This window comes from Oceanobacillus neutriphilus, assembly GCF_014645515.1.
GTDB lineage: Bacteria > Bacillota > Bacilli > Bacillales > Amphibacillaceae > Oceanobacillus > Oceanobacillus neutriphilus.
Genome location: NZ_BMLW01000009.1, coordinates 169,474 through 196,417 on the forward strand (window position 1 = coordinate 169,474; position 26,944 = coordinate 196,417).

The 26,944-nt window shown below is 39.0% G+C and carries 25 protein-coding genes and 1 riboswitch; of the genes, 9 read left to right on the plus strand and 16 right to left on the minus strand.

The features are described from left to right. Positions 1–51: 51 nt before the first annotated feature. Genes IEX29_RS15810 through IEX29_RS15830 form a run of 5 tightly spaced genes read right to left on the minus strand, consistent with a single transcriptional unit; the run spans position 52 to position 3,606 of the window. Entirely contained in the window at positions 52–750 is a 699-nt protein-coding gene (locus IEX29_RS15810) for a hypothetical protein (RefSeq protein ID WP_188735329.1), read from the minus strand. Next, entirely contained in the window at positions 747–1,628 is an 882-nt protein-coding gene (locus IEX29_RS15815; RefSeq protein ID WP_188735330.1) for an ATP-binding cassette domain-containing protein, read from the minus strand. The genes IEX29_RS15810 and IEX29_RS15815 overlap by 4 nt, the downstream gene beginning before the upstream one ends. Next, positions 1,625–2,002 carry a GntR family transcriptional regulator gene (locus IEX29_RS15820; RefSeq protein ID WP_188735331.1) on the minus strand — a complete coding sequence of 126 codons (378 nt, stop codon included), beginning with the start codon at positions 2,000–2,002 and terminating at the stop codon, positions 1,625–1,627. Before IEX29_RS15820 ends, IEX29_RS15815 begins: the two co-directional genes overlap by 4 nt. A gap of 30 nt (positions 2,003–2,032) precedes the next feature. After that, positions 2,033–2,731: a hypothetical protein gene (locus tag IEX29_RS15825; RefSeq protein WP_188735332.1), complete on the minus strand. Its 699-nt coding sequence runs from the start codon at positions 2,729–2,731 to the stop codon at positions 2,033–2,035. Beyond that, the gene (locus IEX29_RS15830; RefSeq protein ID WP_188735333.1) at positions 2,728–3,606 is read right to left on the minus strand and encodes an ATP-binding cassette domain-containing protein; all 879 of its coding nucleotides are present in this window, start codon (positions 3,604–3,606) and stop codon (positions 2,728–2,730) included. The genes IEX29_RS15825 and IEX29_RS15830 overlap by 4 nt, the downstream gene beginning before the upstream one ends. Positions 3,607–3,943: 337 nt before the next feature. Here IEX29_RS15830 and IEX29_RS15835 point away from each other — a divergent pair, with 337 nt between their 5' ends. The 3 genes from IEX29_RS15835 (at position 3,944) to IEX29_RS27055 (ending at position 6,351) form a co-directional block, all read left to right on the plus strand. After that, positions 3,944–5,167, plus strand: coding sequence for an MFS transporter (locus IEX29_RS15835; protein ID WP_188735334.1), 1,224 nt, complete (start codon positions 3,944–3,946; stop codon positions 5,165–5,167). A 55-nt stretch (positions 5,168–5,222) separates the two neighbouring features. Beyond that, complete coding sequence (aroD, locus tag IEX29_RS15840; protein WP_188735335.1) at positions 5,223–5,993, plus strand: type I 3-dehydroquinate dehydratase; 771 nt, start codon at positions 5,223–5,225, stop codon at positions 5,991–5,993. A gap of 226 nt (positions 5,994–6,219) precedes the next feature. Further along, positions 6,220–6,351, plus strand: coding sequence for a hypothetical protein (locus tag IEX29_RS27055; RefSeq protein ID WP_268239072.1), 132 nt, complete (start codon positions 6,220–6,222; stop codon positions 6,349–6,351). 159 nt (positions 6,352–6,510) lie between these two features. On the opposite strand, the gene IEX29_RS15850 is transcribed toward IEX29_RS27055, so the two are convergent. Both IEX29_RS15850 and IEX29_RS15855 read right to left on the minus strand, forming a co-directional pair. Next, entirely contained in the window at positions 6,511–7,560 is a 1,050-nt protein-coding gene (locus tag IEX29_RS15850; protein ID WP_204799038.1) for an NAD(P)-dependent alcohol dehydrogenase, read from the minus strand. Between the two features lie 35 nt (positions 7,561–7,595). Continuing rightward, positions 7,596–9,302, minus strand: a complete 1,707-nt coding sequence (locus IEX29_RS15855; RefSeq protein WP_188735337.1) for an FAD-dependent oxidoreductase — start codon at positions 9,300–9,302, stop codon at positions 7,596–7,598. Between the two features lie 249 nt (positions 9,303–9,551). On the opposite strand from IEX29_RS15855, the gene IEX29_RS15860 reads away from it, so the two are divergent. Both IEX29_RS15860 and IEX29_RS15865 read left to right on the plus strand, forming a co-directional pair. Continuing rightward, positions 9,552–10,079, plus strand: coding sequence for a TetR/AcrR family transcriptional regulator (locus IEX29_RS15860; RefSeq protein WP_229720256.1), 528 nt, complete (start codon positions 9,552–9,554; stop codon positions 10,077–10,079). Positions 10,080–11,001: 922 nt separating this feature from the next. Beyond that, the gene (locus IEX29_RS15865) at positions 11,002–11,496 is read left to right on the plus strand and encodes an SRPBCC family protein (protein ID WP_188735339.1); all 495 of its coding nucleotides are present in this window, start codon (positions 11,002–11,004) and stop codon (positions 11,494–11,496) included. 45 nt (positions 11,497–11,541) lie between these two features. On the opposite strand, the gene IEX29_RS15870 is transcribed toward IEX29_RS15865, so the two are convergent. Both IEX29_RS15870 and IEX29_RS15875 read right to left on the minus strand, forming a co-directional pair. Next, positions 11,542–13,140 (minus strand): catalase, encoded by a 1,599-nt coding sequence (locus tag IEX29_RS15870; RefSeq protein WP_188735340.1) that lies wholly within the window; start codon positions 13,138–13,140, stop codon positions 11,542–11,544. 137 nt (positions 13,141–13,277) lie between these two features. Beyond that, positions 13,278–14,039 (minus strand): SDR family oxidoreductase, encoded by a 762-nt coding sequence (locus IEX29_RS15875; protein ID WP_188735341.1) that lies wholly within the window; start codon positions 14,037–14,039, stop codon positions 13,278–13,280. Between the two features lie 251 nt (positions 14,040–14,290). Here IEX29_RS15875 and metA point away from each other — a divergent pair, with 251 nt between their 5' ends. Together metA and IEX29_RS15885 are read left to right on the plus strand one after the other, a co-directional pair. Further along, the gene (gene metA / locus IEX29_RS15880; RefSeq protein WP_147210817.1) at positions 14,291–15,202 is read left to right on the plus strand and encodes a homoserine O-acetyltransferase MetA; all 912 of its coding nucleotides are present in this window, start codon (positions 14,291–14,293) and stop codon (positions 15,200–15,202) included. A 1,249-nt stretch (positions 15,203–16,451) separates the two neighbouring features. Continuing rightward, the gene (locus tag IEX29_RS15885) at positions 16,452–17,864 is read left to right on the plus strand and encodes a YfcC family protein (protein ID WP_188735342.1); all 1,413 of its coding nucleotides are present in this window, start codon (positions 16,452–16,454) and stop codon (positions 17,862–17,864) included. Between the two features lie 183 nt (positions 17,865–18,047). On the opposite strand, the gene IEX29_RS15890 is transcribed toward IEX29_RS15885, so the two are convergent. After that, positions 18,048–18,530, minus strand: a complete 483-nt coding sequence (locus IEX29_RS15890) for a QueT transporter family protein (protein ID WP_188735343.1) — start codon at positions 18,528–18,530, stop codon at positions 18,048–18,050. Positions 18,531–18,538: 8 nt separating this feature from the next. Then, positions 18,539–18,583: riboswitch (PreQ1 riboswitch) on the minus strand. A 285-nt stretch (positions 18,584–18,868) separates the two neighbouring features. On the opposite strand from IEX29_RS15890, the gene IEX29_RS15895 reads away from it, so the two are divergent. Both IEX29_RS15895 and IEX29_RS15900 read left to right on the plus strand, forming a co-directional pair. Beyond that, entirely contained in the window at positions 18,869–19,726 is an 858-nt protein-coding gene (locus IEX29_RS15895; RefSeq protein WP_188735344.1) for a VOC family protein, read from the plus strand. An 88-nt stretch (positions 19,727–19,814) separates the two neighbouring features. Next, a complete protein-coding gene (locus IEX29_RS15900) occupies positions 19,815–20,765 on the plus strand; it encodes a calcium/sodium antiporter (protein ID WP_188735345.1) in 951 nt (316 codons plus the stop codon). Between the two features lie 28 nt (positions 20,766–20,793). Here IEX29_RS15900 and IEX29_RS15905 read toward each other — a convergent pair whose 3' ends face one another. The 6 genes from IEX29_RS15905 to IEX29_RS15930 all read right to left on the minus strand — a co-directional run bounded on the left by IEX29_RS15905 (position 20,794) and on the right by IEX29_RS15930 (position 26,588). Beyond that, positions 20,794–21,393, minus strand: coding sequence for an alpha/beta hydrolase (locus IEX29_RS15905; RefSeq protein ID WP_188735346.1), 600 nt, complete (start codon positions 21,391–21,393; stop codon positions 20,794–20,796). 23 nt (positions 21,394–21,416) lie between these two features. Next, entirely contained in the window at positions 21,417–21,851 is a 435-nt protein-coding gene (locus IEX29_RS15910; RefSeq protein ID WP_188735347.1) for a MarR family winged helix-turn-helix transcriptional regulator, read from the minus strand. A gap of 279 nt (positions 21,852–22,130) precedes the next feature. After that, on the minus strand, positions 22,131–22,898 hold the full coding sequence (locus IEX29_RS15915) for an ABC transporter permease (RefSeq protein WP_188735348.1): 768 nt from the start codon (positions 22,896–22,898) through the stop codon (positions 22,131–22,133). Continuing rightward, on the minus strand, positions 22,895–23,638 hold the full coding sequence (locus IEX29_RS15920) for an ABC transporter ATP-binding protein (protein ID WP_188735349.1): 744 nt from the start codon (positions 23,636–23,638) through the stop codon (positions 22,895–22,897). The genes IEX29_RS15915 and IEX29_RS15920 overlap by 4 nt, the downstream gene beginning before the upstream one ends. Positions 23,639–23,744: 106 nt before the next feature. Next, positions 23,745–25,334 (minus strand): Vga family ABC-F type ribosomal protection protein, encoded by a 1,590-nt coding sequence (locus IEX29_RS15925; protein ID WP_188735350.1) that lies wholly within the window; start codon positions 25,332–25,334, stop codon positions 23,745–23,747. Between the two features lie 411 nt (positions 25,335–25,745). Continuing rightward, a complete protein-coding gene (locus IEX29_RS15930) occupies positions 25,746–26,588 on the minus strand; it encodes an ABC transporter ATP-binding protein (protein WP_188735351.1) in 843 nt (280 codons plus the stop codon). Positions 26,589–26,944 lie beyond the last annotated feature (356 nt).

Consider the following 26,944-nt stretch of genomic DNA (forward strand, 5'->3'; position numbering starts at 1 on the left):
AAGAGTAAAGCATGTCATAATGGATGGATATGCTTTACTCTTTTTATTCAGTCATATTTTTACTGTCACATCTTTAATCAGCCGATAGTTAACACCAAAAAGAAGAACAATTAATACAATGGTAAGTGGTGTGGCTATAAAAGCTGGCAAACTTGTAAAGAAAGAAAAATGTGTGATGTCAATCAGAATACCGGTTATTGTTAACAGAATAATGCTGCAAGCAATGGATAAAAGTCCGTACAGCCAGCCTAAACGATAGAAGGTCAGACCAATCATCCACCCGATTAAAAAGTAAATAAGGTGCATGAGGGCGAGTTTGACAAAGATATATATAAATGCAGAGAAGCTGCTTGTGAAATCAACCTCTTGTCCATGAATATTCCAGCCAACCCAACCAGATATAAATTGGAGAATAAAAGTTAACAGTATCAAGATGACTGTTATTGTAATGGCTATCAGGACAGATGATATGATTGTACCAAGAAAGAAATTTTTTCTGGCGGCTCCCTGCTGCATGTAATAATAAAAGAAAGATGATGTTGTCAGGATACCAATAACTAACATGTAAATACCTGAGGATCCATTTGAAAAGTTTGTCAAATCTATAAAACTGGAATGTGGACCAGAAGCAAAGCTTACTACGACAATATAAATCACAAACATAAAGGAAAGAAACCACATCGTCCATTTCACCTGTTCCATAAATAAGAGCCGGGCTATTTTTTTGGGTGATAAGATAATAGAACTCATTCATCTTCCTCCTTTGTCAAATGCACAAACAAATCGTGGAGAGAGAGGACGCCAATCTCAATTCCAGCTTGATTCGCTGCATTTCTCTGCTTCTCAGAGAGTTCACCATATACCGTGACGGATTTTGTTCCGCCCAGTACCTGACTGTTTAAAACGTCTAAGTCCTTTGAAAAAGCATCTATCTGCTCCAGGGAACCTGTAAGAGAAAATCCTTTGGAAATCACTTGCTCATTTGTGTCCTGTAATAAAACCTTTCCGTTATGAATCATCAGCACCTCATCGAATAGGTAATCTGCTTCGGAAACGAGATGGGTGGAGAAGATAATCGTTCTCGGATACACTTCCTGGTCATTTAAAATCTCCTTATAAAAAATTTCTCTTGTCGGTGCATCCATCCCTACATAAGCTTCATCAAAAATAGTTAAAGGAGCTCTGGATGCTAAACCAATAATAGCCTGAAAAGCTGATTTCTTCCCTTTGGACAGCTGATTCACTTTTTTATTTAAAGGCAGCTTGAATTTCTTAACCAATTCAAATGCATATGCTTCATCAAAATTTGGCCGGAAATAAGCCATTTCTTTTAACATTTCATCAACTTTATCATAGGTATACTCCAGGTCCTTCTGCTGATCAAAAATAAAGACTGTATCCTGCATGATTCTGGGGTTTTCAAAAGGATTTTCTCCATCAATGATGAGACTTCCTGCATCTGCTTTTCGAAAAGCAGACAGTACGGATAATAAGGTAGTTTTCCCTGCGCCATTTCTTCCTAATAAGCCATGAATTTTTCCAGCCTGCAGCTGAAAGCTGACCTGATCAATGGCTGTGAAACCTTTATATTGTACACTAACTTCTTTTGCTTCAATCGCATAACTCATGCTTTATCCCCCTTTCCCGCTTTTTTTATCAGTTCAATGATCTCGTTCTCTGAAATACGAAGCTTCTCTGCTTCCTGGACTAAACCGATGACATAATCATCCATAAACGCCTGCTTCCGTTTTTGAACGAGTTTTTGCTTTGCCCCTTCTGCAACAAACATACCGACACCCCGCTTTTTATATAGAATGCCTTCATCTACAAGCTGTGTAACCCCTTTGGAGATGGTGGCGTGATTAATTTTATAAAATTGGACCAGCTGATTGGTGGAAGGGGCCTGCTCACCTTCCTTTAACTGATCATTGACAATCTGGTCTTCAATCTGTTCGCGAACCTGAATGAAGATAGGTTTATCACTCCGAAATTGTGTAGACATAATTCGTAAAGCCTCCTTTCTGATCTGATTTTATAATCGAATTGGTGCGTCTTTAGTTAAGCGGTAGTTACTGACGATTAAGATGGCTATCATGATAAGGAAAATAAGATATGGGCCAATGCTGATAATCTGTGGATTGGCGGTGAAAAATTTCATGGTATGTGCAACACCCGCTTTGTTCTGTAAAAACTCTGTTATGCCGATAAATGGAAAGGAAAGAATAATAAACAATAATCCAAACCTCCAGCGAAAACGATAAAATCCAATTCCCATAAACCAGCCGATTAGAAGATAAACGAAATGGTAGAAGGAATAATCAACGAAGCTTTGGATAACAAATAAGGATCCATTCTCTGTTAATAAGTCAGTCCACGGAACAGCAAATCCTAAATTCGGAACAATTGTTTCAAATAAAGTAATGATGATTGTCGTTACCAAAGCTAATACAATGGAAAGCATAGCAGTAGCGAACAATGCCGCTTTAAAATACTTTTTCCGTGAAACTCCTAATTTAAAGTAGTGATCTAAGAACCAGTAAGAATAAAGCAGCCCGATAATCAGAATAAATATAGTAGAAGTTGTATTGCGGGTATCCAGATTATCGAAAAACCCCCAATGGTTCGCCGCGATAGTCATTCCAATTGTCAAAATTACCAGAATGCCATAAAACCAGGTTGCCCATTTAATCTGTTCGCTGAAAAAATGCCAAACTAATTGAAATGATTTCACGCCTCTTCACCTTCCCTTGTCAAATGTATAAATAGATTATTTATAGATAATGTACCGATTTCTAAGCCGAGCTCTACCGCTTTCCGTTGTTCCTGTTCCGGTAAATGTCCATAAACCATGACAGATTTCGTTCTTCCCAGCATCTCTTCATGAATGACTTTCAATGTTTTTGTAAATGCTTCAACATTTTCTTTGGGCCCGGTGATAGAGTGCCCTTTTTCGAGAAGCTGTTCATTTGTTTCCTGCAGCAGAACTTTCCCATTATCAATAATGAGCACTTCATCAAAGAGATATTCCATCTCTGAGACAAGGTGTGTAGAAAATAAAATCGTACGCGGATATCTTTCCTGCTCCAATAAGATTTCTTTATAAAATAACTCTCGTGCCGGTGCATCCATACCCAGATACGCTTCATCAAAAATAGTTAAAGGTGTTCTGCTCGCTAAGCCGATTGTAATTTGTAGAGCGGAAGATTGTCCTCTGGATAATTGGTCAACACTTTTTTTCATTGGAATTTTAAATCTTTTTGCCAAGTCTCTCGCATATGCTTCATCAAAATGTGGACGGAAATAATGTATACTCTTGATTATTTTATCGATCTTATCGTAGTGATACGTATTATCTTTTTCGTAAATAAAAGATGTTCCCTGTATAATCCGTTCATTTTCAAAAGGGTCTTCTCCATCAATAACAATTGTCCCGTGCTTTGCTTTGTGAAAGGAAGCGAGGTACATTAATAAGGTCGTTTTTCCAGCCCCGTTTCTTCCTAATATTCCATGAACCTTGCCTGGAGACAGCTTGAAATTCAATTGGTCCAATGCTTTGAAATTCTTATAATATACCGTTAAATCACTTACCTCAATGGAATAAGACATATATATCCTCCTTTAAAAGATTATATTTAAACTTATACTGTGTTATGGTTATATACTTATGTGTATAACCATAACAGTGTTACAGATTATTGTCAATAAAATTAAAAACATCCCGGAGGAAAGTGAGATAGGAAGGTGTAGAACTGGGAATACAAACAATTACATTTTTATTTATAAGGTTTATATAAATAGAAATTTACTATATGAAATATTTTGAATTTATGGTATGTTGGAGAGTAATCTAAAAATTTAAGGAGATGGATTATAAAACAGATAGACAGGAGAGGTTGATGGTGAGAGGAGATACTTATCATGCAAGTTTAAGAGAGTCAATGCTATGAGTGACAAAGGAAAGGTTGTCGGAATTGCGCTGATTACAGCAATAACTGTGATGGGAGATGCGATGCTTTTTATTGTACTTCCTCTATATTGGCAGGATTTCGGATTAACTGCTATCTGGCAAATTGGTGTGCTGCTATCCATTAATCGTTTTGTACGTTTGCCGATTACACCATTAGTGGGGTTGTTTTACAGCAAATTCAATATCCGGACAGGTGTATTGATTTCTGTAGCCTGTGCTGCCTTAAGCACGTTATCCTATGGTCTGCTTCAGGGTTTTTGGCTGTTACTGCTTGCGAGAATACTATGGGGAGTCGCCTGGTCATTTGTTAAGCTGGGAGGAATGCTTACAGTCGTAACATTCTCTACAGAAAAAACAAGAGGCCATTATATGGGATTATACAATGGACTATGGGGATTGGGCGGATTAGTTGGCATGCTGGCAGGGGGCTTTTTAGTGGATCAGCTATCGATACCATTTGTAACAACCCTGTTTGCATTGATAGCTGTTGCAGTCTCTCCTTTTATCATCAGGCTGGTACCTAAAAATAATAAAGAAGATGGTAAATCAGCTGCAAGCAATGACTTACCTGACAAGGGGAAACAAGCAATCCTTAATCCATATATTATTCTTGTTATCCTGACTGGAGGAACGACGGGCTTTATTACAATGGGGATTTTTGCTTCTACACTAAGTCCGCTGATCGAACAAACCTATCATGCTAATTGGTCAATGTTTGGAATTGTTATTGGCGCTGCGACACTGGCTGGAATAATCCAGGCAATCCGCTGGGCCTGGGATCCTGTATTTGCCCCGATGATAGGCAGCTTTGTAGATAGAAGCAAGTATAAATATAACTGGATTCTTGTCCCGTTAACGTTGGGAAGCATTGCTTTTCTGATAATAGGGAGTGTGGAATCTTTCGTTCTTTTATTAATAACGATTATGTTTTTCCAAATGGTTTCAACCGGACTTGTAACGATAACAGACACCTTGGCGGGAGATGCAGCAGCAAGAAGCAATCCTGTTAAGATGATGACACTGCATACGGTAGCTGTCGATTTAGGAGCAGCAATCGGACCTTTGCTATCATTTATTATTATAGATGTATATGGAATTTCCGCTGTTTTCTATCTATCGAGTCTAGTGATGCTGCTGGTTGCAGGAGCATGGGTTGTTTTTCACTTTTCTCAAAGGGAAAGAGGCAGGTATAGTGCGTAATGAAAGAGTTTTTTTAAAGGATAAGTTTCAGTAATGAATGGAGGGTGTATGGATTATGACAGAAGCATTAACAGTTAAAAATAGAACACTGGGAGAAGGGAAGCCGAGTATTTGTATTCCTTTAACTTCTTCAAAAAAAGCAGATATCATTGAAGAAGCGAAACGTTATCAAAAAGAGGCAATAGATGTTGTTGAATGGCGTGCGGATATATTTGAAGAAGTGGAAAATCAGGAAGCGGTAGAGGAGGTTCTAAAAGATTTAGTGAATATCTTAAAAGGAATTCCGCTGATTTTCACCTTCCGCAGTCATCAAGAGGGGGGAGAAAAGGAACTTTCCAAAGAAGATTATGTATCGTTGAATCAATTTGTCATCCAGACAGGTCTTGCAGATTTTGTGGACGTAGAATTGTATCAGGGAGAAGATACGGTTCAGCATCTGATTTCTATCGCACATCAGCAGCATACATACGTAATCATTTCCAATCATGATTTTCAAAAAACACCGCCTAAATCAGAGATTATCAATCGATTAAAAAGGGCAGATGAGCTTGGCGGCGATGTATTAAAAATTGCTGTGATGCCAAATGAAACAGAGGATGTTTTAGAGCTGTTAACAGCAACCAATGAAATGAAAAAACTTACAAAGAAGCCAATGATCACAATGGCGATGGGCCCGCTTGGAGTTATTACCCGGTTGTCCGGGCAAGTTTTCGGTTCAGTACTAACCTTTGGAGCTGGAGAAAGAGCTTCAGCACCGGGACAAATTCCAGTTCAGAAACTGCAGCAAGTACTTGATGTTATTGAAAAGTCGATGGGGGAGAAATAAGCAGTTATAATGAAGCCGATATTTGCAGTATATTCGCTTTAAAATGAGGCAAGACGGAGAGGTTCTCAACCTTAAGCAGGAGGAACTCTTCGGTCTGAAGCAGCGATAATTTCAAGGGATAAATCAGTCACTGATCCGATGTGCAGGAAGAGATAAGCCGATACAATAAAAGTATCAAATAACTTATACTCAGGAGCTGATTTATCCCATGTTTTCATCTTATGAAATGTTAAAAAGCCAAATTGATTATCAAGTGGAGGATGTACGGAAGACAATGGAGCAATGTAAAAATAAAAAGAAAAAACATAAAGTAAAGAACTGGGAAAAGTCATATTTTCGTTTAGAAAGAGAGGGCTGAATCTAATGGCATGGCATGAAAAAAAGAGGATTTCGATTTAGCTATTGCAACAGCAGCAGTGAATCGAAATCTTCTTTTTTTATCATAGGGAGAAAGGAATTCATTTCGCAGGGCTTCTTCCTCCAAAAAAGGGCCGGGAGATTCACGCTCACGCGATTACTATGGTTTGACTACAGCTCTTCCTCTCAGCATTCCTTGTTCCATCTTTTCATATGCTTTCTCTACATCATCCAATGAAAAGAGCTCTACTTCATTTCGAATAAGTCCGGCTTCTGCCAGTTTAATAACTTCTTTTGTATCATTGATAGAGCCGCCCTGAAAATTAAATACTTCTCCATCCAATGGAAGGCTGCCATACCATGGTTTATTTGAAGTCCCCATTCCGGCTCCAATTAAGCCGAATGACCCTGATTTTCTGACAGCAGCTAATCCCGTCTCAATGGTTGCATCAAAGCCGGCGAAATCAAGCACAACTTCAACCCCGCGTCCATCCGTTAAATCCATTATTTCTCCTAATGTAGCTTCATTCACCCCAACCAGTGTATGATGGGCACCATAATCTTTGGCAATTTCCAATCTGTTCTCATTTGTGTCGATTGCAATTATTTTTGCAGGGCTGAGCTCGCGGATAAACTGTATAGCAAATCCTCCTAGTCCTCCTGAGCCGATAACAATAGCTGTTGACCCGGGGATCAATTTGGGTAATATACGCTTGACTGCATGATAGGACGTACTGCCCGCATCGGTTAATGGTCCCGCTGTTGCAGGGTCTAATTTGTCGAGCTTGATAATTTGCTGCGGCTTGTCTACCAAAACATATTCTGCCAGTCCTCCATTGATTCCATAGCCTCTGCCGGCTGCAGCATTCTCACAATTATTTGTTTGTCCTTTAAGGCAATATTCACAATTACCACAGAAATAAGAGCTGACCAAAACTACTGGATCTCCAATTTTAAAGCCTGTAACTCCTGCGCCCAGCTTCTCAATCCAGCCGCCAATTTCATGTCCTAAAGTAAATGGAACCTTCCATCCTATCTGCTCGACCATCTCCTTTGGCATTTGCTGCATGGAAATATCTGAATGACAAAGTCCATTTCCGGCTACCTTTATTAATACTTCACCTCCTGCTGGTTCAGGAATTTCAGTTTCAACTAATTTCGGCTTCGTCTGCCAATCAAGAAGACGATAGGCTTTCATTTTATTCTGCATATAAATGCTCCTTCCTTATTTAAATATAGATGTGCTTAAACAGTCAGTGTCACCTTTGGAATTTGACTGTCTTTCTTTCCCTCACTTTCAACGATATCCATTACAGCTGCATAACCAAACACCATAGATGCTCCAATCGTTGCACCGGGTCCGGGGTATGTTTCTCCCATTATAGAGGCTGTACAATTTCCTGTAGCATATAAGCCTGTTATTGGAGTACCATTCTTTGTAATCACTCTTGCTGATGCATCGATGACCAGCCCGCCTTTTGTTCCGATATCACCTGGATAAATCGGAATTGCATAGTAAGGAGCCTTGTCCAGTGGTGCCAGATTGGGGTTATCCAGTGTCGGATCACCATAATATCTATCATAAGCACTATCCCCGCGCTGAAAATCCGCGTCTTTCCCATTAGCTGCAAACGTATTAAACCTGGCAATAGTTTCAGCCAATTTTTCTGGAGGTATATTGATTTGCTTGGCAAGTTCTTCAGGAGTATCTGCTTGTTTGGCGTACCCTGTTTCGAACCATTCTTTAGGGAACGGCTGAAATGGCATAATTCCAAATACAAGATAACGGCTCTTTACGCGTTTATCAAATATCATCCATGACGGTATTGTAGAGCCTTGTTCATTATTATTTTCATACATTTGATCTACAAATTCATGGTATGGAACAGATTCGTTGATATAACGTTCGCCATTACTGTTTACGATAATTAAGCCGGGTGTAGCCCGCTCAGCTACAGGCATAAATGCCGGAGCTCCAGGCGGCGCTGATGTAGGAGTTCCCCACATTTTGTCCATTAAATCCAATTGGCCGCCTAACTTTACACCGGCAGCAATGACATCACCTGTCTGCTGTTCGGCTGCTAATGTCCACTCTGCATTAGTAGGCTGTGGTAAATATTTTTCCCGCAGCTCCTGATTGTGAGAAAAGCCGCCGGAAGCAAAAATCACACCTTGACGTGCCTGAATATTGATTTCTTTTCCATCTCTTTCAGCAATGACACCTGTCACGTGATTTTCCTCATAAATCAAATCTTTAAAAGGGGTATTAAGCCAAACCTCGCCTTTAGCTTCCTTGAGTGAAGTGTATAGACGGGCAACTGCTGCCTCTCCTAAAGTAGTGGGCTTGTAGCCGGAAATAAGTGTGCGAATCAGGCGCATACCTACTTTCATTGCCTTTACTTTTCCAATCCATGTCCTCATAATCATGTTCACTTTGTGGAACTCACTGGATTTAAGTACCATTCCTTTCGTCGGCAAACCTGAAGTACGTAAATGCTTGATATCATCTCCTAATTTCCTAAGGTCAAACAGCTGGGCTTCAACGGCTCTCCCTGAAGCCAGGCCGCCTGGTGCTTCAGGGTAATAATCAGAATATCCAGGAGTGTATTCCCATCTGAAATGTTCCGTATTCTCGTGCAGGTACTTTACCATTTCAGGTCCCTTTTTCAGGTAAGCCTTTTTTAAAGCATCTGGAACACAGTCTCCAACGGTAGAGTCCAGGTAAGTTTTTGCCTGTTCATACGTATCCTTAACCCCGGCATCTTCTAAATAAAGATTATTGGGAATCCAGATGGTCCCGCCAGATTTTGATGTGGAACCGCCAAACAGAGCCGTCTTTTCAATGACAATTACTGATAACCCCTGTAAGCGTGCTGTTAAAGCAGCTGTTAACCCCCCGGCACCTGAACCAACGACTACAACATCGTAATGTTCATTCCATTGTTTTTCCAATAGGATGACCCCCTTTGATTTTTTGAATTATGTTAAACTATATATGTGAATTAATTTTAGTATAAATTTTACATGAAGCGCTTTCAATCGGTAATAACCTAAGGTCTGTACACATAAACAACAGATGAATGCAATCTGTTTAAAAATGAAAAGAAATTTGGGGTGATTTGAGTGGTTGCCAAGGATATAATACTGGACAGACGGGTGAGGAGGACAAAAAAATTATTAAAATATGCGCTTCTTGAATTGATGTATAAAAAAAGCTATGAGCAAATAACGGTTACGGATATTGTGGAGCATGCGGATTATAATCGTGCTACTTTTTACCGGCACTATAATCAAAAGTCTGATTTAGTCAAGGAAATTATTACTGATCAGGCAAGTGGGCTTATTCAAGCTTTTAAAGTCCCTTATAAGAAGAATAATTATATCCATTTAAACGACTTAGCTCCTTCAGAAATTGTTATTTTTAATTATATTATCGAAAATAAGCGTTTTTATGCACTTTGGAGGGAATTCGAAGCCATACCAGGTTTTTATGAAGTTTTTCTGCAATCTATTACTCAATTTTTCGAGCATGATATTAACTTGATTACCCCTTACCGTGATGGGTTGGATAACAATATGTATACCTCGTTCTATGCCTATGGAATTTTAGGCATTATTCTGGACTGGATTAAAAATGATTTTGAGCAATCTCCTGATTATATGGCAAAACAGCTCTGCAAAATAATAAATTACTATCCGGCAGAATCATTTATCACCGGGAACTCTTAAGGAAGCAAGTTTAGAATATTGTTTCCAGCTTAGAAAAGTATATAATAATAATTCAACTTTCGCATCTTAAAAAATAACTTGCCTATCATAGAGACAGGTGTTGATTGTTCCTTCCATCTATTTCTTGACAAAGCATAGATTCTACCCAGAGAGAAGGTAACGTGTGAGGCGACCGCTGCGGCGGACCGTTTTGCTTTCCTAGGGGCACGCTCTTCAGCTAACTTTTGCCAAGAAGATCACTTTGCAAAAGTGGATCTTCAGATGGTGCTGATCCCTGTCCAGCTACAAGCGTCAAAAACTAGACAACTTCCCGATAGCGCCCTACGATAAAGAAGACTTAGCGACTGGCAAGCCGTCAGGCGCAGACAGAGCTAAAGTCGCACTTATGCCACGCTGGTGAAAGTCATCATCCGTTCGTAAACTCACGGTGATTCCTTTATCTCAGTTGCTTCGGTCCAGTTATTACGTTTTTAAACGACGCTTTCCGCCTTTCTTTCAGGAGTCAAAACGGTCCGCCTCCGCTAGAAGGAGCACTCTATACAAGTTGAAACACTAAAATGATCTTTTTATCAAACAAAAAGCAATTATTTCATCCAGATCCATCTGGATATGATTCCTTTCATTCGCTGTAGAAGCCTAACTGAGCGCAGACCAACCACGAAGACTCCTATGGGAACAGGGCGAGCTGAAGATCCACTTGAAAAGCGGTTTTCTTTTCAAGTTAGCTGAAGCCGTCCCCATGGAAAGCGTAGTGGTTGGTTGCGGGAGCAATACACAATTTCCATTGGATGATTTAACAATATACATGTCCATCCTGGAATAGTAAGGTATAGTTGCTTATTCTTAGGTGCGAAAGTTGAGATAATAATATAAGATAAAGATAAACAGAACCAAACAATTCTTATTATTGGAGGAAAAGAACATGCTGGCTGCTGTAGAAAAAGTAGACAATGGTTATATAGCAATTTTTGAACGTAAATTTGACAGATCTGTTGACGAAGTTTGGGGTACATTAACACAAAATGATAAACTGCAACAATGGATGCCCAATTTAGAAGTGGTAGATCTGAACGAAAATGGAAAAATGAAATTTAATATGAATGATGGAACAGGGAAATCTTTAGATATTTCTATTTTAGATTTTCAAACGCAGTCCTATTGGCAATTTGAATGGGGAGAAGGTTCTGTCCGGTTTGAACTGGAGTCAGCAGGCAATGAATGTATTTTAAAATTAAAAGAATACATTCCCGTGCTCAATGACCATGTTTCTAAGGACTTAGCCGGCTGGCATATCTGTTTAGATATGTTTGAGGCAGCATTGGAAGGAAGTCCAGTGGATTTTCCAAAGGAATCCTGGGAAGTGAAATATGAAGCATATAAAAAATTAGTTGATCCGCTGTTGCAGGAAGATAAATAATTAAAATGGCACCTCAAAGCTTAATCATTGAGGTACCATTTATTATTAATAAGGGTCTGCATCATGACCAAGCTCTTCAGCATGTTTCGGAGCCTGTTCTGCATCGGATGCCCCTAATGGATTCTGGCTGGTGCCATGCTTTTTCGTATGCTCTAAACCTTCTCTCAGGCGACGGCCATATTCTTCATCAGCTTCTTCAGCAAGTGCAATCATCTTATCCTGAATCCGTTTATCACAGGTTGATAAATCACCAACCATGTTGGACAATAGTTCATCTTTTTCCCAGTCATCAAATTGACGGAAGGTTTCTCCCGCCTGCTTTGTATTATCATTGCGGTCAATAGATTCACGTACAAGGTTTCCCTCTACAAAAGGTGTATATTCCTTGCCGGTTTGTTTCGCTTCCTCCAGCCCGCCAAGCACGGACGGCTCGTAATTAATATGCGGATTTTGATCGGGAGCTTTGTCATTTTGCTGACGTAATTGCCCGCCTTCCTGATTGGTAGCAACCCGCTTTTTAGCTGCATTGATTGGAACCTGCAAATAGTTAGCCCCAACACGGTAGCGCTGTGTATCAGAGTAGGAGAAGGTCCTGCCCTGAAGCATTTTATCATCAGAAAAATCCAGTCCGTCAACTAATACACCAGTTCCGAATGATGCCTGCTCTACCTCAGTAAAATAGTTCTCAGGATTTTTATTTAGTACCATTTTTCCTACAGGAAGCCATGGGAATTTATCCTCCGGCCACAGCTTTGTGTCATCTAACGGGTCAAAATCAAGCTCTGGATGATCGTCATCTGTCATAATTTGTACCAGCAGCTCCCATTCTGGATAATCGCCTTTTTCAATCGCGTCATATAAATCCTGGGTAGCATGATTAAAATTTTCTCCTTGGATTTCAGCAGCTTCTTTGGTCGTTAAATTTTTAATCCCCTGTTTTGGCTCCCAATGGTATTTCACCAGAACAGCTTCTCCATCCTGATTGACCCATTTATAGGTGTTTACACCTGACCCCTGCATCATCCGATAGTTTGCAGGAATTCCCCATGGTGAGTAGATAAAGGTTACCATATGAAAGGATTCAGGAGAGTTGGAGCAAAAATCAAAGAAGCGCTCGGAATCCTGAATATTTGTTACTGGATCCGGACGAAAAGCATGAATCATATCAGGAAACTTCATCGCATCACGGATAAAGAAAATTTTGATGTTATTACCGACCAGATCCCAGTTGCCGTCCTCTGTATAAAATTTAACAGCAAAACCGCGCGGATCACGGACGGTTTCTGGAGAATGATTTCCATGAACTACTGTTGAGAAACGGACAAATACGGGTGTCTGCTTCCCTTTATCCTGAAAAACTTTTGCTCTTGTATACTTGGAAACAGGATCATCACCAACTGTTCCATAGGTTTCAAAATAGCCATGTGCCCCTGCACCGCGTGCGTGCACAATACGTTCCGGAACTTTTTCACGGTCGAAATGACTTATTTTTTCAATGAAATCATAGTTCTCTAATGTAGCAGGGCCACGATTGCTGATAGTGCGGATATTTTGATTATTTGTTACGGGATGACCTTGACGGGTAGTTAGAGTTTTATCATTTTCAATATTTGTTTGGCTGGTGGATTTTTCTTTTTTAGACATGTGTTGAGCCTCATTTCCTTTATAAATTTCTTCTCATTAGCATTGCCAATCGAGATGAAATTAACCCTTATTTTAAGGATTTTTGTCCAAATAAAAAACGAATGCAGATATTGCATCCGCATTCGTTAATAATGGTATTAAAAAGCAGCTGTCCACCCGCCATCTGCTGTAATAACAGTTCCGTTTACAAAGCTGGATTCATCAGACGCCAGGAATAAAGCAACCTGTGCAATTTCTTCAGCTTGTCCAGATCTTGGCATCACTGCATGTGTTAATTGTGTGCGGCTGGCACCAAATTCATTCAAATTTGATATGGACGAACCAATATTCGTTTCCACTCCACCTGGTGCAATTGCATTACATCGAATACCTTCCTTCGCATACATAAAGCCTGTATTTTTTGTTAAGCCGACAACTGCATGTTTAGATGCGACATATGCAACACCAGCATGGGCTCCATTTAAACCTCCTGTAGAAGCGGTATTAATAATATTTCCTTTGCCTTTTTCTAAGAAGATGGGGATCGCTTTTTTGATAGCACGCATAACCCCTTTTGTATTTATATCAAAAATAAGATCCCATTTTTCATCATCAATATCACCGACAGCTTCCATTCCATCCATAATTCCTGCATTATTTACTAATATATCAAGTGTTCCAAATTCGGAGACAGCGGTGTCTATCATATTTTCGATATCTTCCAGCTTCGCAACATTAACTTTAAGTGCTACGGCACTGCCGCCATTATCGGAAATAGATGCAGCTGTTTGTTCTGCTCCTTCTAAATTGAGATCGGCAACAATTACTTTTGCTCCTTCTTTGCCATATAACTCTGCAATTGCTTTACCCATGCCTGAAGCAGCTCCGGTTACAATGGCTACTTTGTCTTTTAATTTCATAAATACCCCTCCTAAGAAAAATTGTACCTCTTATTTATCCATCTTATAATAGGGACAACCAGTAAACAATATGCAAAAAAATCTTATTTATTTTTAGAAGAAATAGAGGAAGAAGGCTTGAACTTTTTTAGCAAGCCTTTACAATAAGAAATAGACTAATAATTTGGAAGTAGCGTTCCTTGTATAGAGCATCTTTCATTTTGAGAACAGAGCGTTTAAAATATTTTAAGCATAAAAGTGGAGGTCAGACAATGCCGATTAAAATTCCAAGAGAACTGCCGGCAAAAGAGATTTTAGAAGAGGAAAATATCTTTGTGATGGATGAACAGCGTGCCGATTCCCAGGAAATTCGTCCGCTGAGTATTCTGATCCTCAATTTAATGCCGGAAAAACAAAAGACGGAAACGCAATTGTTAAGATATCTGGGAAATACACCGTTGCAAGTGCGGATTTCCTTTTTACGAATGGCTTCACATGAATCAAAAACAACGAGTCAGAACCACCTGGATACATTTTATAAGACCTTTGAAGAGGTTCGGGATAAAACATTTGACGGCATGATTATTACGGGTTCACCGGTAGAGCATCTCTCTTTTACAGATGTCGACTATTGGGAGGAACTGCAGGAAATCATGGAGTGGACGAATGATCATGTTACTTCTACGCTTCATATTTGCTGGGGAGCACAAGCAGCTTTATACCATCATTATGGTATTGATAAGCATGCACTTCCCCAGAAATGCTTTGGAGTTTTTGAGCATGAGGTGTTAGCGCCGAAAGAGCGTCTGGTAAGAGGGTTTGATGAAATATTCTTAGCACCGCATTCCCGCTATACCACAGTTTCTTTGGAAGAAATTGATAATCATCCTGACTTGCAATTGTTAGCTGTGTCCGATGATGCGGGGGTATTTTTACTTGCTTCCAAGGATGGGAAGCATATTATGGCAACAGGACATTTAGAATATACGGCGACAACGTTAAAAGAAGAATATGAACGAGACCATGCCCGCGGTGTAGACACGGCATTGCCGGAAAATTATTATCCAAATAACGATCCGGACAAACTGCCGAAGCATCGCTGGAAAAGTCATTGCAGCCTGCTGTTTTCTAATTGGTTGAATTACTATGTGTATCAGGAAACTCCATATGTTTGGGGAGAATAATCGCGAACTCTCTGTGACCTGAATCCCATAGCAATATGATAAAAAAAACTACATTAGTCACTGTAATCAGACTTGGTCTAATAAAATTAAATATAATGCATGAAGTATATTGTTTTGGCTTACACTTAAGGGGACCGGATACCTTCAGGTCCTCTTTTATTGTTGGTCGTATTCTAATGTAATTGAATTTGTCAAACCAATTCCTTATCACATAGAGTCAAACGTCTCTATAGGGAAATCCATTTCAAACATTCAGAACGTTTACTCTGTTTTTCCATTCTTTTTTATTTCGCATTACTGTGTTATGATTTTAGTTGGATTTTTCACCGTATTCCCGTTTTGATACAGGATAACCTCAAGAAGTTTCGTCCGTATGAAGAACCTCATCTTCCTAAGGTAACCGATAGTACCCATCAATTATAATAGTTATATTGTATGGGTACACATAGGGATTGTTTTCCATTAGGGAGAAACAGCTCCATATTTGATTCTCACTGCAAGCGTTTTGGGATGCTTAAACTTCTGATCTATTCATATCGCAGTTAAAATTAAGAGTGTTAATTAACGAGTATTCAGGAAAAGCAACCAAGTCCACAGTAGATAATTACGTCGAGATTTTGTAACAAACTGGCATTTACGCCAGTTTATTTTTACATATAACCTATTATTACTAAAATAAATAGTGTTTTTATACATTTTAGCAAAAAAATTTGTAGGTTTTTTTGTACAATTTTAGTATTTGTTATTATATTATAGGTACTGTATATTACGTATAAAGTGAAACTTCATTTAGTGTTTTGTATCCAACTGTCTAAGGAACAGAGGTTAAGTGTGCGGTGTCGTGGGACTGAGAATACGATTACTCACCCTGCCGTATACATTTGTGATTACTCGTGCCACCAAAAACCGTTGTCACACCACCTTTGTGACCTATATCTTGCTGGCCAGAATCAATCGGGCGCTGGTTGCCTGGTTTCGAAATGAAATTTTCCAGTCTATCCTATTCTTGAAGTGGGAGTCTTACAAAAGCCCTTCGCTGGAACGAGTAATCGCGGTCCCGGTCCAGCCAGTTATACTATAATAAAATTCAAACTGAAGATCGTGCAGTATGTGAAAATTTATTAAATCTGATTAAGATAATTGATTTATTCTAAAGAAGAAGCACATATAAGAGAAAAAAGAGAAGTAAAAAATACATCATTCACATATTCTTCATCTATGCACGGAGCAAAACAAAAGGAGAGTAAGTATGGCTAAAACAGAAAAGAAAAAAAAGTTCCAGATGCCACATATTTATGTGATTTTATTTTTATTTAGTGCTCTGGCAGCAATTGCAACTTATTTTGTGCCGGCCGGAGAATTTGAAAGGGTTCCTGGCCCTGATGGGAGGGAAACAGTTGACCCGAACTCATTTACGCAGATTGAATCAACACCAGTAGGTATTACAGACTTTTTAACTGTTATACCTAGAGGACTTATCGATGCTGGAGAAGTTGTGTTCTTTACATTCATTATCGGCGGTATGTTCATGGTTTTGAGAACAACTGGGATTATCGAAATTGTCGTTGATCGTTTGGCAAATAAATTTTCTAAGCGAAGTATATTTCTGATTCCAATTTTAACAACCGTATTTGCAGTAATTGCGACACTTATTGGAACACCGGAGTTGGCTCTTGTCTATATCCCTGTAATTATGCCGCTGATGATTGCTTTAGGGTACGACTCAATAGTTGCAGCAAGTGTTTCATTAGTAGGTCCTGTTATTGGGTTTACGGCTGGCGTTTTAAATCCTATTAACGTAGGACTTTCACAGCAAATTGTTGGTCTTCCAGTTTTCTCTGGAATTGAGCTGCGACTTGTCTTATTTGTGATTGCATTACCAGTGGGAATCTTCTTCATAATGCGCTATGCAAAAAAAGTCCAGCAGGATCCAATTAAAAACAGTTTAGTATATGAAGAGGACATGGAGAAAAGAGAACTTTATAAACATAAAGATAATATAGAAATGAGAACAATGAATACAAGGCAAAAGTTTGGAACAGTTGCAGCACTACTATTTGCATTAGTTTTAGTCTATGGTGTATTAAACGAAGGCTGGTTTATGGTCGAAATGGCTGGTCTCTTTATTTTCATGGGAATTGTTGTGGGTTTAATTTCTGGGCTTAATGCAACGGAAATTTCTGAAGCATTTACCAAAGGATTTCGTGAAGTTTTAATGGGGGCAATAATTATTGGTCTTGCCCGGTCAGTAGCAGTTGTACTTGAAGATGGGCGTATCATGGATACCATTGTAAATGCTCTTGGTTCTGTTGTAGGTGAAATGCCATCCGTTCTTGGGGCGGTTGGGATGTTCTTAGCACAGTTGACCATCAATTTTATCATCCCATCCGGAAGTGGACAAGCTCTTGTAACTATGCCGATTATGGGGCCTCTGGCTGATATCATTGGTGTTACAAGACAAACTGCTGTACTCGCATTTCAAGTTGGAGATGGATTTGCACATATTCTGTTCCCGACATCAGGTTATTTCATGGCAGCATTAGTTATTGCCGGCGTTTCATGGCAGAAGTGGATTCGCTTTTATCTGCCGGTATTCTTAGTGTTGTCGGGAATTGGAATTGTCATGCTAATCTTTGCACAGCTTGTTCAATGGACAGGGTGATTTAAAACAGGTATAAAAGATAAATAGGCTTTCTAATGAATACATGGTTTATTAACTCTAAAATAGAGAACCTATTTATTTCATTAAAATCTTGTGAAATCACTAGTAAATACAGGTGTTTGATAATTAATCAATTTTAAAAAGAAAAAACGATGGAGGAATTCCACCGTTTTTTCTTTTTGATTATATAAGCTTATCGAAGCGCAGGCGTTTCTGCAAAGCAGAAATAACTGGAATGCCTATAAGTAATATAATCAGTTCGCTCATTGCCAGTGTGAACCAAATGAATAGAAATGACCATTCTACTACTACATTTAAAGCGAAAGCTACAATAAACATATTAAAGCTGAAAATTAATGTATTAAGGAATAAAAGCGTTAATGTATTTTTAATATATTTTTTTAAAAAAATAATTATTCCTAAGGATATAGCAGTGTGCGCTGTCCCAAACACTAAATCTAAACCGCCAGCCATTGAAAATAAATTTGTTAAAAATACACCAATGGTAATTCCGAAAAAGTAACGTTTATCAAAGATAACCAGATGATTAAATACCTCTGATATTCGAAATTGAATTACTCCAAATGCGACTGGAGCTACCAGTAAAGATACTGCAACGTATAATGCTGCAATAATCCCATTAATAACAAGTGTTCTTATATGCATATTTTATTTTCCTCCTAGTTTTTTAGCGTGGGATGGTTACGAACCACGTCATGCAACGCTTATCATATCAGTATTCGAATCGGAAAACAATCGTTTTATACTATTTTTATTTGCAGAGTAACGATTAATCGATTTTATACTTTTCTCGTTACTGGTTCAATCATGGCAATATGGATTGCTGCTGCAGCTATTATTATAAGTATTGCTTTAAACAGAAATTGAAGAATCTGAATGAGAATACATTTTTGACCGTCGGACTTTACTCATTTATAATTAGTTACATAAAGTAAGTTAATTATTTTTAGTTAAATATAAAACCGGAAAGGTGACTATGATAAATGGAAAAGAAATTTTTTGATGAACAAGCAATACATGTGTCAGATATAACTATTCAAGTAACAGATTTGCAACGGTCTATTGAATTTTATCAAGATTTTTTAGGTTTTCAGGTGATAGAGGAAACAGAGGATAAAGCGATGCTTTCAGCTGATGGAAAAAAGGGGCTAATCAATCTGGAGCAGCCGGAAGAGGTTATACCAAAACAGAGAAGGACAACCGGTCTCTATCATTTTGCTATTCTGCTGCCGGCAAGAAAGGATTTGGCTGCTTTTCTAAAGCATCTTCTGCAAGCAGGAAGAGCGTACTCTTTACAATTAGGCGCTGCTGATCACTTAGTCAGTGAAGCACTCTATTTCTCAGATCCGGATGGAAATGGGATTGAAATAGCGAGAGACCGATTATCTGAAAGCTGGAGCTGGTCAGAAGAACTTGTACAGATGAGTACAGAACCGCTGGATGCAGATGGACTTCTCGAATTAGCCACAGAGGAATGGAAGGGCATGCCTGAAGAAACTATTATTGGCCATATTCACTTACATGTGAATGATTTGCCAAAAGCAAAGGAATTTTATGTAGAAGGATTAGGCTTTCAAGAAGTGACCGCTTATCCTGGAGCTTCTTTTTTATCTGACAGCGGTTATCACCACCATATTGCAATAAATACGTGGAATGGAGAAGGGGCGCCGGTTCCGGATTCCAATGAAACTGGGTTGAAGTTTTTTACAATAACTTATCCAATGAAGGAAGAGGCAGACGAGGCTGTTCAAAGACTGGAAGCATTGGGTTATCCGGTTCACAAGGGGATGATAAAAGACCCGGCAGGAAATCAAATCTTTTTATCTGATTTGACAAAGTAAAAAATCTCTCCATGAAAATAGTGGATAGGAAAATACAATTAAGGTAGAATAAAAACACAATAAGCAGGGTGAGATGAGGAGTACATTCATGGAGTATGTCTTATTAATTATCGGGTTTGCATTATTAGTCAAAGGAGCAGACTGGTTTGTTGACGGTTCCTCTAATATTGCACAGCTGTTGCGTGTTCCGCCGATTTTAATTGGATTAACGATTGTTGCCTTAGGGACGAGTGCACCGGAAGCGACGGTAAGTATTATTGCGGCTGTGCAGGGAACAGCTGATGTAGCAGTCGGAAATGTGGTTGGAAGCAATATCTTTAATATTACAATGGTTGTTGGATTGGCAGCAGCTATTTACCCGCTTCAGGTTCAGAATGAAATGATTGTCAAACAAATTCCTTTTGCATTATTGGCTGCAGTAGCACTGTTTGCATTAGGAAGCGATATGCTGCTTCAAGGATCAACAGAAAATATCCTCAGCAGAAGTGATGGAATCATTTTCTTTCTGTTTCTAGCGATTTTTATGTATTACATTATTGAGGTCGGTTTGAAAAGCAGGAAAGAAACCAAAGCTATTAAAGATTCAAATGTAAAATGGGGGAAGAGTACACTGATTACTCTTCTTGGGCTGGCTGCAATTATTCTTGGAGGACAGTTTGTTGTGACCAACGCTACAGAAATTGCTTTGTCCTGGGGAATGAGTGAAGCGTTAGTCGGTTTGACCATTGTTGCAATAGGAACCTCATTGCCTGAATTAGTTACTTCTATCTCGGCAGCACTTAAAAATGAAAGTGAAATCGCATTGGGAAACGTTGTCGGCAGTGGGATTTTTAATATTTTATTTGTTCTTGGGGCAGCATCACTTATTTCACCTTTATCCATCAACCCAGTGATTTTTACGGATATCTGGATAATGATAGCATTGACGATACTCTTGTTAATTTTTTCGCGAACAAGCTTCCGAATTGGAAGAAGAGAAGGAATTATATTGGCTCTCATCTATATAGTGTATACAGTCTATATTATTATAAGAAATTAAAAAGAAGGAGAACAAGCTCTCCTTCTTTTTAATTCGCATACCAGCTTGCAGCTGCTTTAACCTCATTCATTGTCAGCTGATGACCGTTACTTTCCCAATGAATATTGGCATTAGCACCAGCTATTGTCAATAACCGCTGTAATTCCTCTGCTTCTTCCGGCGGACACATTGGGTCGTTATCACCCGCAGCAATAAATACCTCTGTTCCAGTTAAATCCGGGAGTTCAATTCCTTTTCTGGGAACCAACGGATGATGCAGGATTGCTTTTTGTAAGGAATTTTTATAATGGAATAAAAGACTTCCGGCAATATTGGCTCCGTTCGAATAGCCGATAGCCGTAACCTGCTTCCGATCAAAACCAATCCTCTGGCTGGCCTCATTTAAAAATTCATGTAATTCCTCAGTACGTTTGATTAAATCTTCTTCATCAAAGACGCCTTCCTCCAGACGGCGGAAAAAACGGGGCATACCATTTTCTAATACGTTTCCTCGGACACTCAGGACATTTGCATTTGGATCAATAATGCCTGCTAAAGGTAATAAATCACTTTCTGTGCCGCCGGTTCCGTGCAGGAGAAGGAGAGTAGGACCATTGGGACCAGCTTTTTCTTCATAGATATATTTCATTGATTCTCACCCTTTCTTATCTGTTATTCTTTATCGCTTGCTTTATATCCAACCTTCTTTAAGACATCGATAACAGTCTTTTTATCACTCTCCGAGATTCCTTCAAATAGTTCTTCAATGACCTGCTGATGTTTTGGGAAAATATCATCCATGGTTTGCTTTCCTTTAACAGTGATTTCTAAATAAACTGCTCTTCTGTCATCAGGGCAATTTGTCCGGATGAGGAGTTCCTTTTTTTCAAGCTTATCAATGACGTATGTTATTGAGCCTGTACTGATTAATACTGATTCAGAAATTTCCCGGATAGTTTGTCTGCCTTTATGATACAGGGCTTCTAAAATAGCAAAATCGGATGCACGCATGCCATGTTTTTTTATATCCTGCTTGGTAACTTCTTCTAAAGCCTTGGATGCTTTCATAGTAATTACAAAGGTTTTTAGTGATAAATTCTCAGACATTTTTTTGCCTCCTTTTATTAAGTGATAATATAAGTGTATATATTTTTAATTAAGATATATTTAATTAAATAATACTGAATTATAACTTACTTGTCAAATTGACGGGGCTTAGTCGATGCTTGTAGTAACTACAAAGGAATGCCGTATGCGATTGATTTTTCCAAATGTGGATTCAAAAAAGAATTCATTTTGATTATCCTTTTCAAAATGAATTCTTTTAAATTAACCTAAAAGCAGAATTTAGCTTGAAAGCCTGCAAAAATGGAGCTTCCTGTAGACCTATTCTTCCTCATCCTTCTTAATCTTAAGCATTTGCATCCGTTCATTAAAGAGCGTTGGATAGGATAAGAAGCCGAGCATTATACTGGTTACTGCGGCTGTTGTCAGTAACAGAAAGAGAATTAACAGCTGAAATTGGACGGCTTGAATCGGATCTGCCCCGGCAATAATCTGTCCGCTCATCATTCCTGGCAATTGAACAAGACCGATTGTTTTTTGGCTTTCAATTGTCGGAATCAGGCTTGCTTTAATAGAATGGATAAGCGGCAGATGGATAGCCTGTTTTGGTGTGCCGCCTAAAGAAAGCAGAAGCTCTGTTTCTTTTTTCTGCGTTTGAATCTCTGCTGTGAAACGATTGAGAAAAAGAATGGAAAGCACCATAGAATTACCGACAACCATCCCGCTGATTGGAATAATATACTGCGCAGTCGGCGGTGTGATTTGAAACCCTAATAAGATGCTTTGCGTCAGTATCTCAATAAATATAAATGTAAAAATCAGCTTCCATACAATTCCCTTGATAGAAGCTCCTTTTTTCTGGGCATTATGTGTTGCCGCTCCAATCATTAGAGCAACCATCAGGATGATAAAAAGATAGCTGCCAGATTCAAATACAAAAGTCAGAACATAACCCACAGCTATAAGCTGAATGATAGAACGGATAGTTGCGATAAAAGTATCTTTTCCCAAGCCGAGATTTAGTGTTTTGGAAAGGATTAAAGGAATAAGGACAAAAATAAGCGATAAGCCGAGGGATAGAAAACTCATTGCCAATCCCCCTTTACAAATTGCTGTACCCGGGGGTCTGCCGGGTTTTCCAATAAATCTGTATTTCCTGATTCGATAAGCTCCCCATTCATCATGACCCATGTATAATCTCCAATATGCAGTGCCTGCTCTAAATTATGTGTGATCCAGGCAATGGTCACTGCAAATTCCTGATTGATATGCTGGATCAAGTGCTCAATGTCTGATGTAGATATACGATCAAGGGAGGAAGTAATTTCATCAAGCAGCAATACCCTTGGCTGATTGACAAGTGTACGTGCAATCGATACCTTTTGCCGCTGGCCGCCTGATAAATCTGCTACATCCCGATTGAGAAAAGAAGCATCCAGTCCAACTTGTGTTAATAAGTGTTCTGCTTCTTCCTTTTGAAATTCCTGGTTTTGCAATGTTTTAGGCATTGCGAGATTTTTATAAACGGAGCCGCGCAGCATAGTAGCATCCTGAAGCGCAATACCGACTGTACGCCGTAATTCGGTCGGTTCAATGGATTGAGTATTTTCCCCAAAAAGATAAATATCTCCATTTATTGGAGAAATGAGTCCGTTTAATAGGCGGAAAATGGTTGTTTTTCCAGCTCCGGAAGGTCCGACAAATGTAGTAATCTTTCCTTCAGGGAGAATGCCCGAAACATCTTTAATAATATCTAAGCCTTCATCCGAATAGCTGACATGATTTAGTTCTATCGCTACTTTACCAGTTACGTCATTTGATTGCTGCATGTATGCATTCCTTTCTGCGATGAAATGAGACATTATTGAATTTAGGTGCACTGAAATATATAGCAGGAGAAGGGAAATCCCTCCTGCTGCATTAAGGTTTATTCTATCATTTCTTCTGTCTGTTTTGAAGAATACGTTTTTCCTGGAGAAGCTTTTGAAATTCCTTATCCAATTCATCGGAAGGCTCCAGGCTGAGCTTGCTCAGGGTTTCTGTTATCTTTGTTTCAATAATCATTAGCTGCTGTTCCACCGGGTCTTCTTGCGATTCTTTTTCAGCCGGTTCTTCATAGAACTGTCGGGAGCTTCCATCAAAAAAAGTAAGCTCCTGATGATTAATTTCAATCATTTTTGTTGCAATATTTTCGATAAACTGCCGGTCATGCGATACAAACAAAACAGTACCCTCATAAGCTCGAAGCAGACCTTCCAATGCTTCTACCGCCTCGATATCCAGGTAGTTTGTCGGTTCATCCAAAATAAGCATATTGATATCACTGACAAAAAGCTTAGCAAATGCTACCTTTACCTGTTCTCCGCCGCTGAGAACGCGGACAGGCTTAAATACATCCTCCTGATAGAAATGCAGTCTGGCTAAAACTGTCCTAATTAGTGTTTCATCCTGCTTGGAGGTTTCTTTGACATTTTCCAGAATCGACTTTTCTGGGTTCAGTGTTGATAAGTCTTGTTTAAAATAACCGATTTTAACAGATGGGTTTAAGGCGATACCGGCATCTCCCTGCATTATTTTTTTGACAAAAGTTGTTTTTCCCGCTCCATTTGGACCGATGATGCCAACCTTATCTCCACCCTTTATATTAAAGCTGGCTTTTTTCCATAACTGCTTTCCGGGAACAGCTCCTTCTAAATCCTCTATCCGTAAAATAATTTTCTGCTGTAATCTTGCTTGATTGGAAAGAGTCATTTTCAGAGGAGCAGCTTCTCGGACCTTTTCCACTTTTTCGAGATTATCTAATCTTGTTTCCAAAGCCTTTGATGTTTTTTGCAGCTTTTTCTGCTTTTTGGCAAAGTAGGGCTTAGCACCTTTTAAAGATTCTTCGGTAGAACCAATTTTACTTTTCGGTGTTTTTGTTGCCCGTTGTGCTTTCTGTTCTTTTTTCTCGATTGCGCGCTCAAGCTGTTGTTTTTTCTGCTGATAATGCTCATATGCCAGTCGTTGTTTTTCCACTTCTTTTTCCTTTTGCTGGCGATAAGCTGTATAGTTGCCGGAATAAACTTTTAAAATTTCTTCATCTATTTCCCAAATTTCATTGCATAGTTTATCTAAAAAGTTTCGGTCATGAGAGACAATAATAAGAGCTCCCTGCCAATGAGACAGCTGTTTCTCAAGCCATTCAATATGAGCCGTATCCAGATTTGTTGTTGGTTCGTCTGCAAGGAGAAGTCCGGTTTGCTTTTTTAAAGCTTCAACAATATAAGCCTGTGTTACTTCACCTCCGCTTTTTTGGTCACGTTTCTCTTTTAATTGTGGCAATAACTCTACAGAAGTATACATTTGAATTGTACCTTGTTCAGGCTGCATTTTACCGGCAAGCAGATTGAGCAGGGTTGTTTTTCCTGAGCCGTTTTTACCGACTAAACCAATCCGGTCCTTGGAATGAATGGCTAAATTTTCTATAGAGAACAATTCCCGGTCTTTAATACTTTGTTTAATATGATGTGCTTCTAAAATAGTCATAAAATCATCTCCGTATCTGTTAAGAGTTCGAACAGGGAGATTTCGCAAATGACAAAACCCCTGTTCTGCATTCAGATCAGAACAGGGGTCGCCAAAAAAGGGAGTGAGCATTCGTCTGCTCATTCCATATGGGTACCACAAAGGATAAAGGCTAATCCTGTTCCGAAATCGTTCAATGAAAGCATGAAAAATAACACAGCAGGATGGAACCTGATAGTTCTGCTGTTAACCATACTTTTATTTGAATTCATTCTTTAAAAAAACAGGATTAGTACTTCATGTTCCCTTTGTTCACCCTTTCGATATTTGTTGTTTACAGTATAGCGGAAAAAAAGGTATTTGTCACCAAAAGAAAAAACCGGGCCAATTCAAATTCGCTTATCAGAATTTGAATTGGTCCGGTTATATATATTATAAAGCTTTTGGTGTTTGATGTATGGAATTCTCCTGCACAGCATCTTTGATTAAACAATTTCCCCGTCCGTGCGGGATACACATTGGGGTTCCGAATATTGGATCACATGCGATATTACACCGCATCCGGAATACTGCAGATACAAGATCTGCTGAAATTGTATCCTCAGGCTTTCCCTGCGCATATACTTTTTTATCTTTAATTGCAATAATATGATGCGCGTAACGGCTTGCCAAATTCAAGTCGTGCAGTACCATCACAATCGTCCGACCGTCTTTTTCGTTTAATTCAAACAGAAGGTCAAGGACATCAATTTGATGTGTTAAATCAAGATAAGTAGTCGGCTCATCTAATAAGATTATGTCTGTATCCTGTGCTAATGTTAAAGCAATCCAAGCCCGCTGACGCTGTCCGCCGGAGAGTGAATCAACAGACTGGTCTTTCAAATCAGACATATTTGTATCCTCTAATGCTTTTTGTACAGCTTCCTCATCTTCTTTGGACCATTGCTTCATAACTTTACGGTAGGGATGTCTGCCCTGCTTAACAAGCTCATACACTGTTAATCCTTCCGGGCTGGTTGGCGCCTGAGGAAGAATAGCCATGTTTTGTGCCACCTCACGGGTCCGCATTTTAGCAATATTTTGTCCGTTTAATATAACAGATCCCTGCTTTGGCTTTAATAAACGTGCCAAAGAACGTAATAAAGTTGATTTTCCACAGCCGTTTGGGCCGATAAAAACAGTAATTTCCCCTGTAGGGATGGAAATGTCCAATTCATCTATAATAATCCGGTCTCCGAACCCAAGTGTTAAGTTACTCGCTGTTAATGAGTTCAATGAAAACGCCTCCTGACCTAAAAAGGTGCGTATTAGCTACTTACTTCATTTTATTGCTTGGGAGACTAATAGTCAATGATAATAATTTTCAATTAGGTGACAAATAATATTTAAACTTCTTTAGAGATTACTATTTTTGTGTCAGGGTATGACAAGCTTTGATTATAGAAGTAACAAATTTGCAGCTTGTTTCTGAAATATTTTGCAGTGCTCTGGATTAGTTTGTCTATGGCGACATTCAAAATAGCGAGTTGAGCCGTTGAATTTATCGATAAACAGGAGAGTTAAGTTAATTTTTATTGGACTGAATCTAAAAAAAGAACAAAAGCTGATAAAAGAAGAGGTCAGCTTTTGTT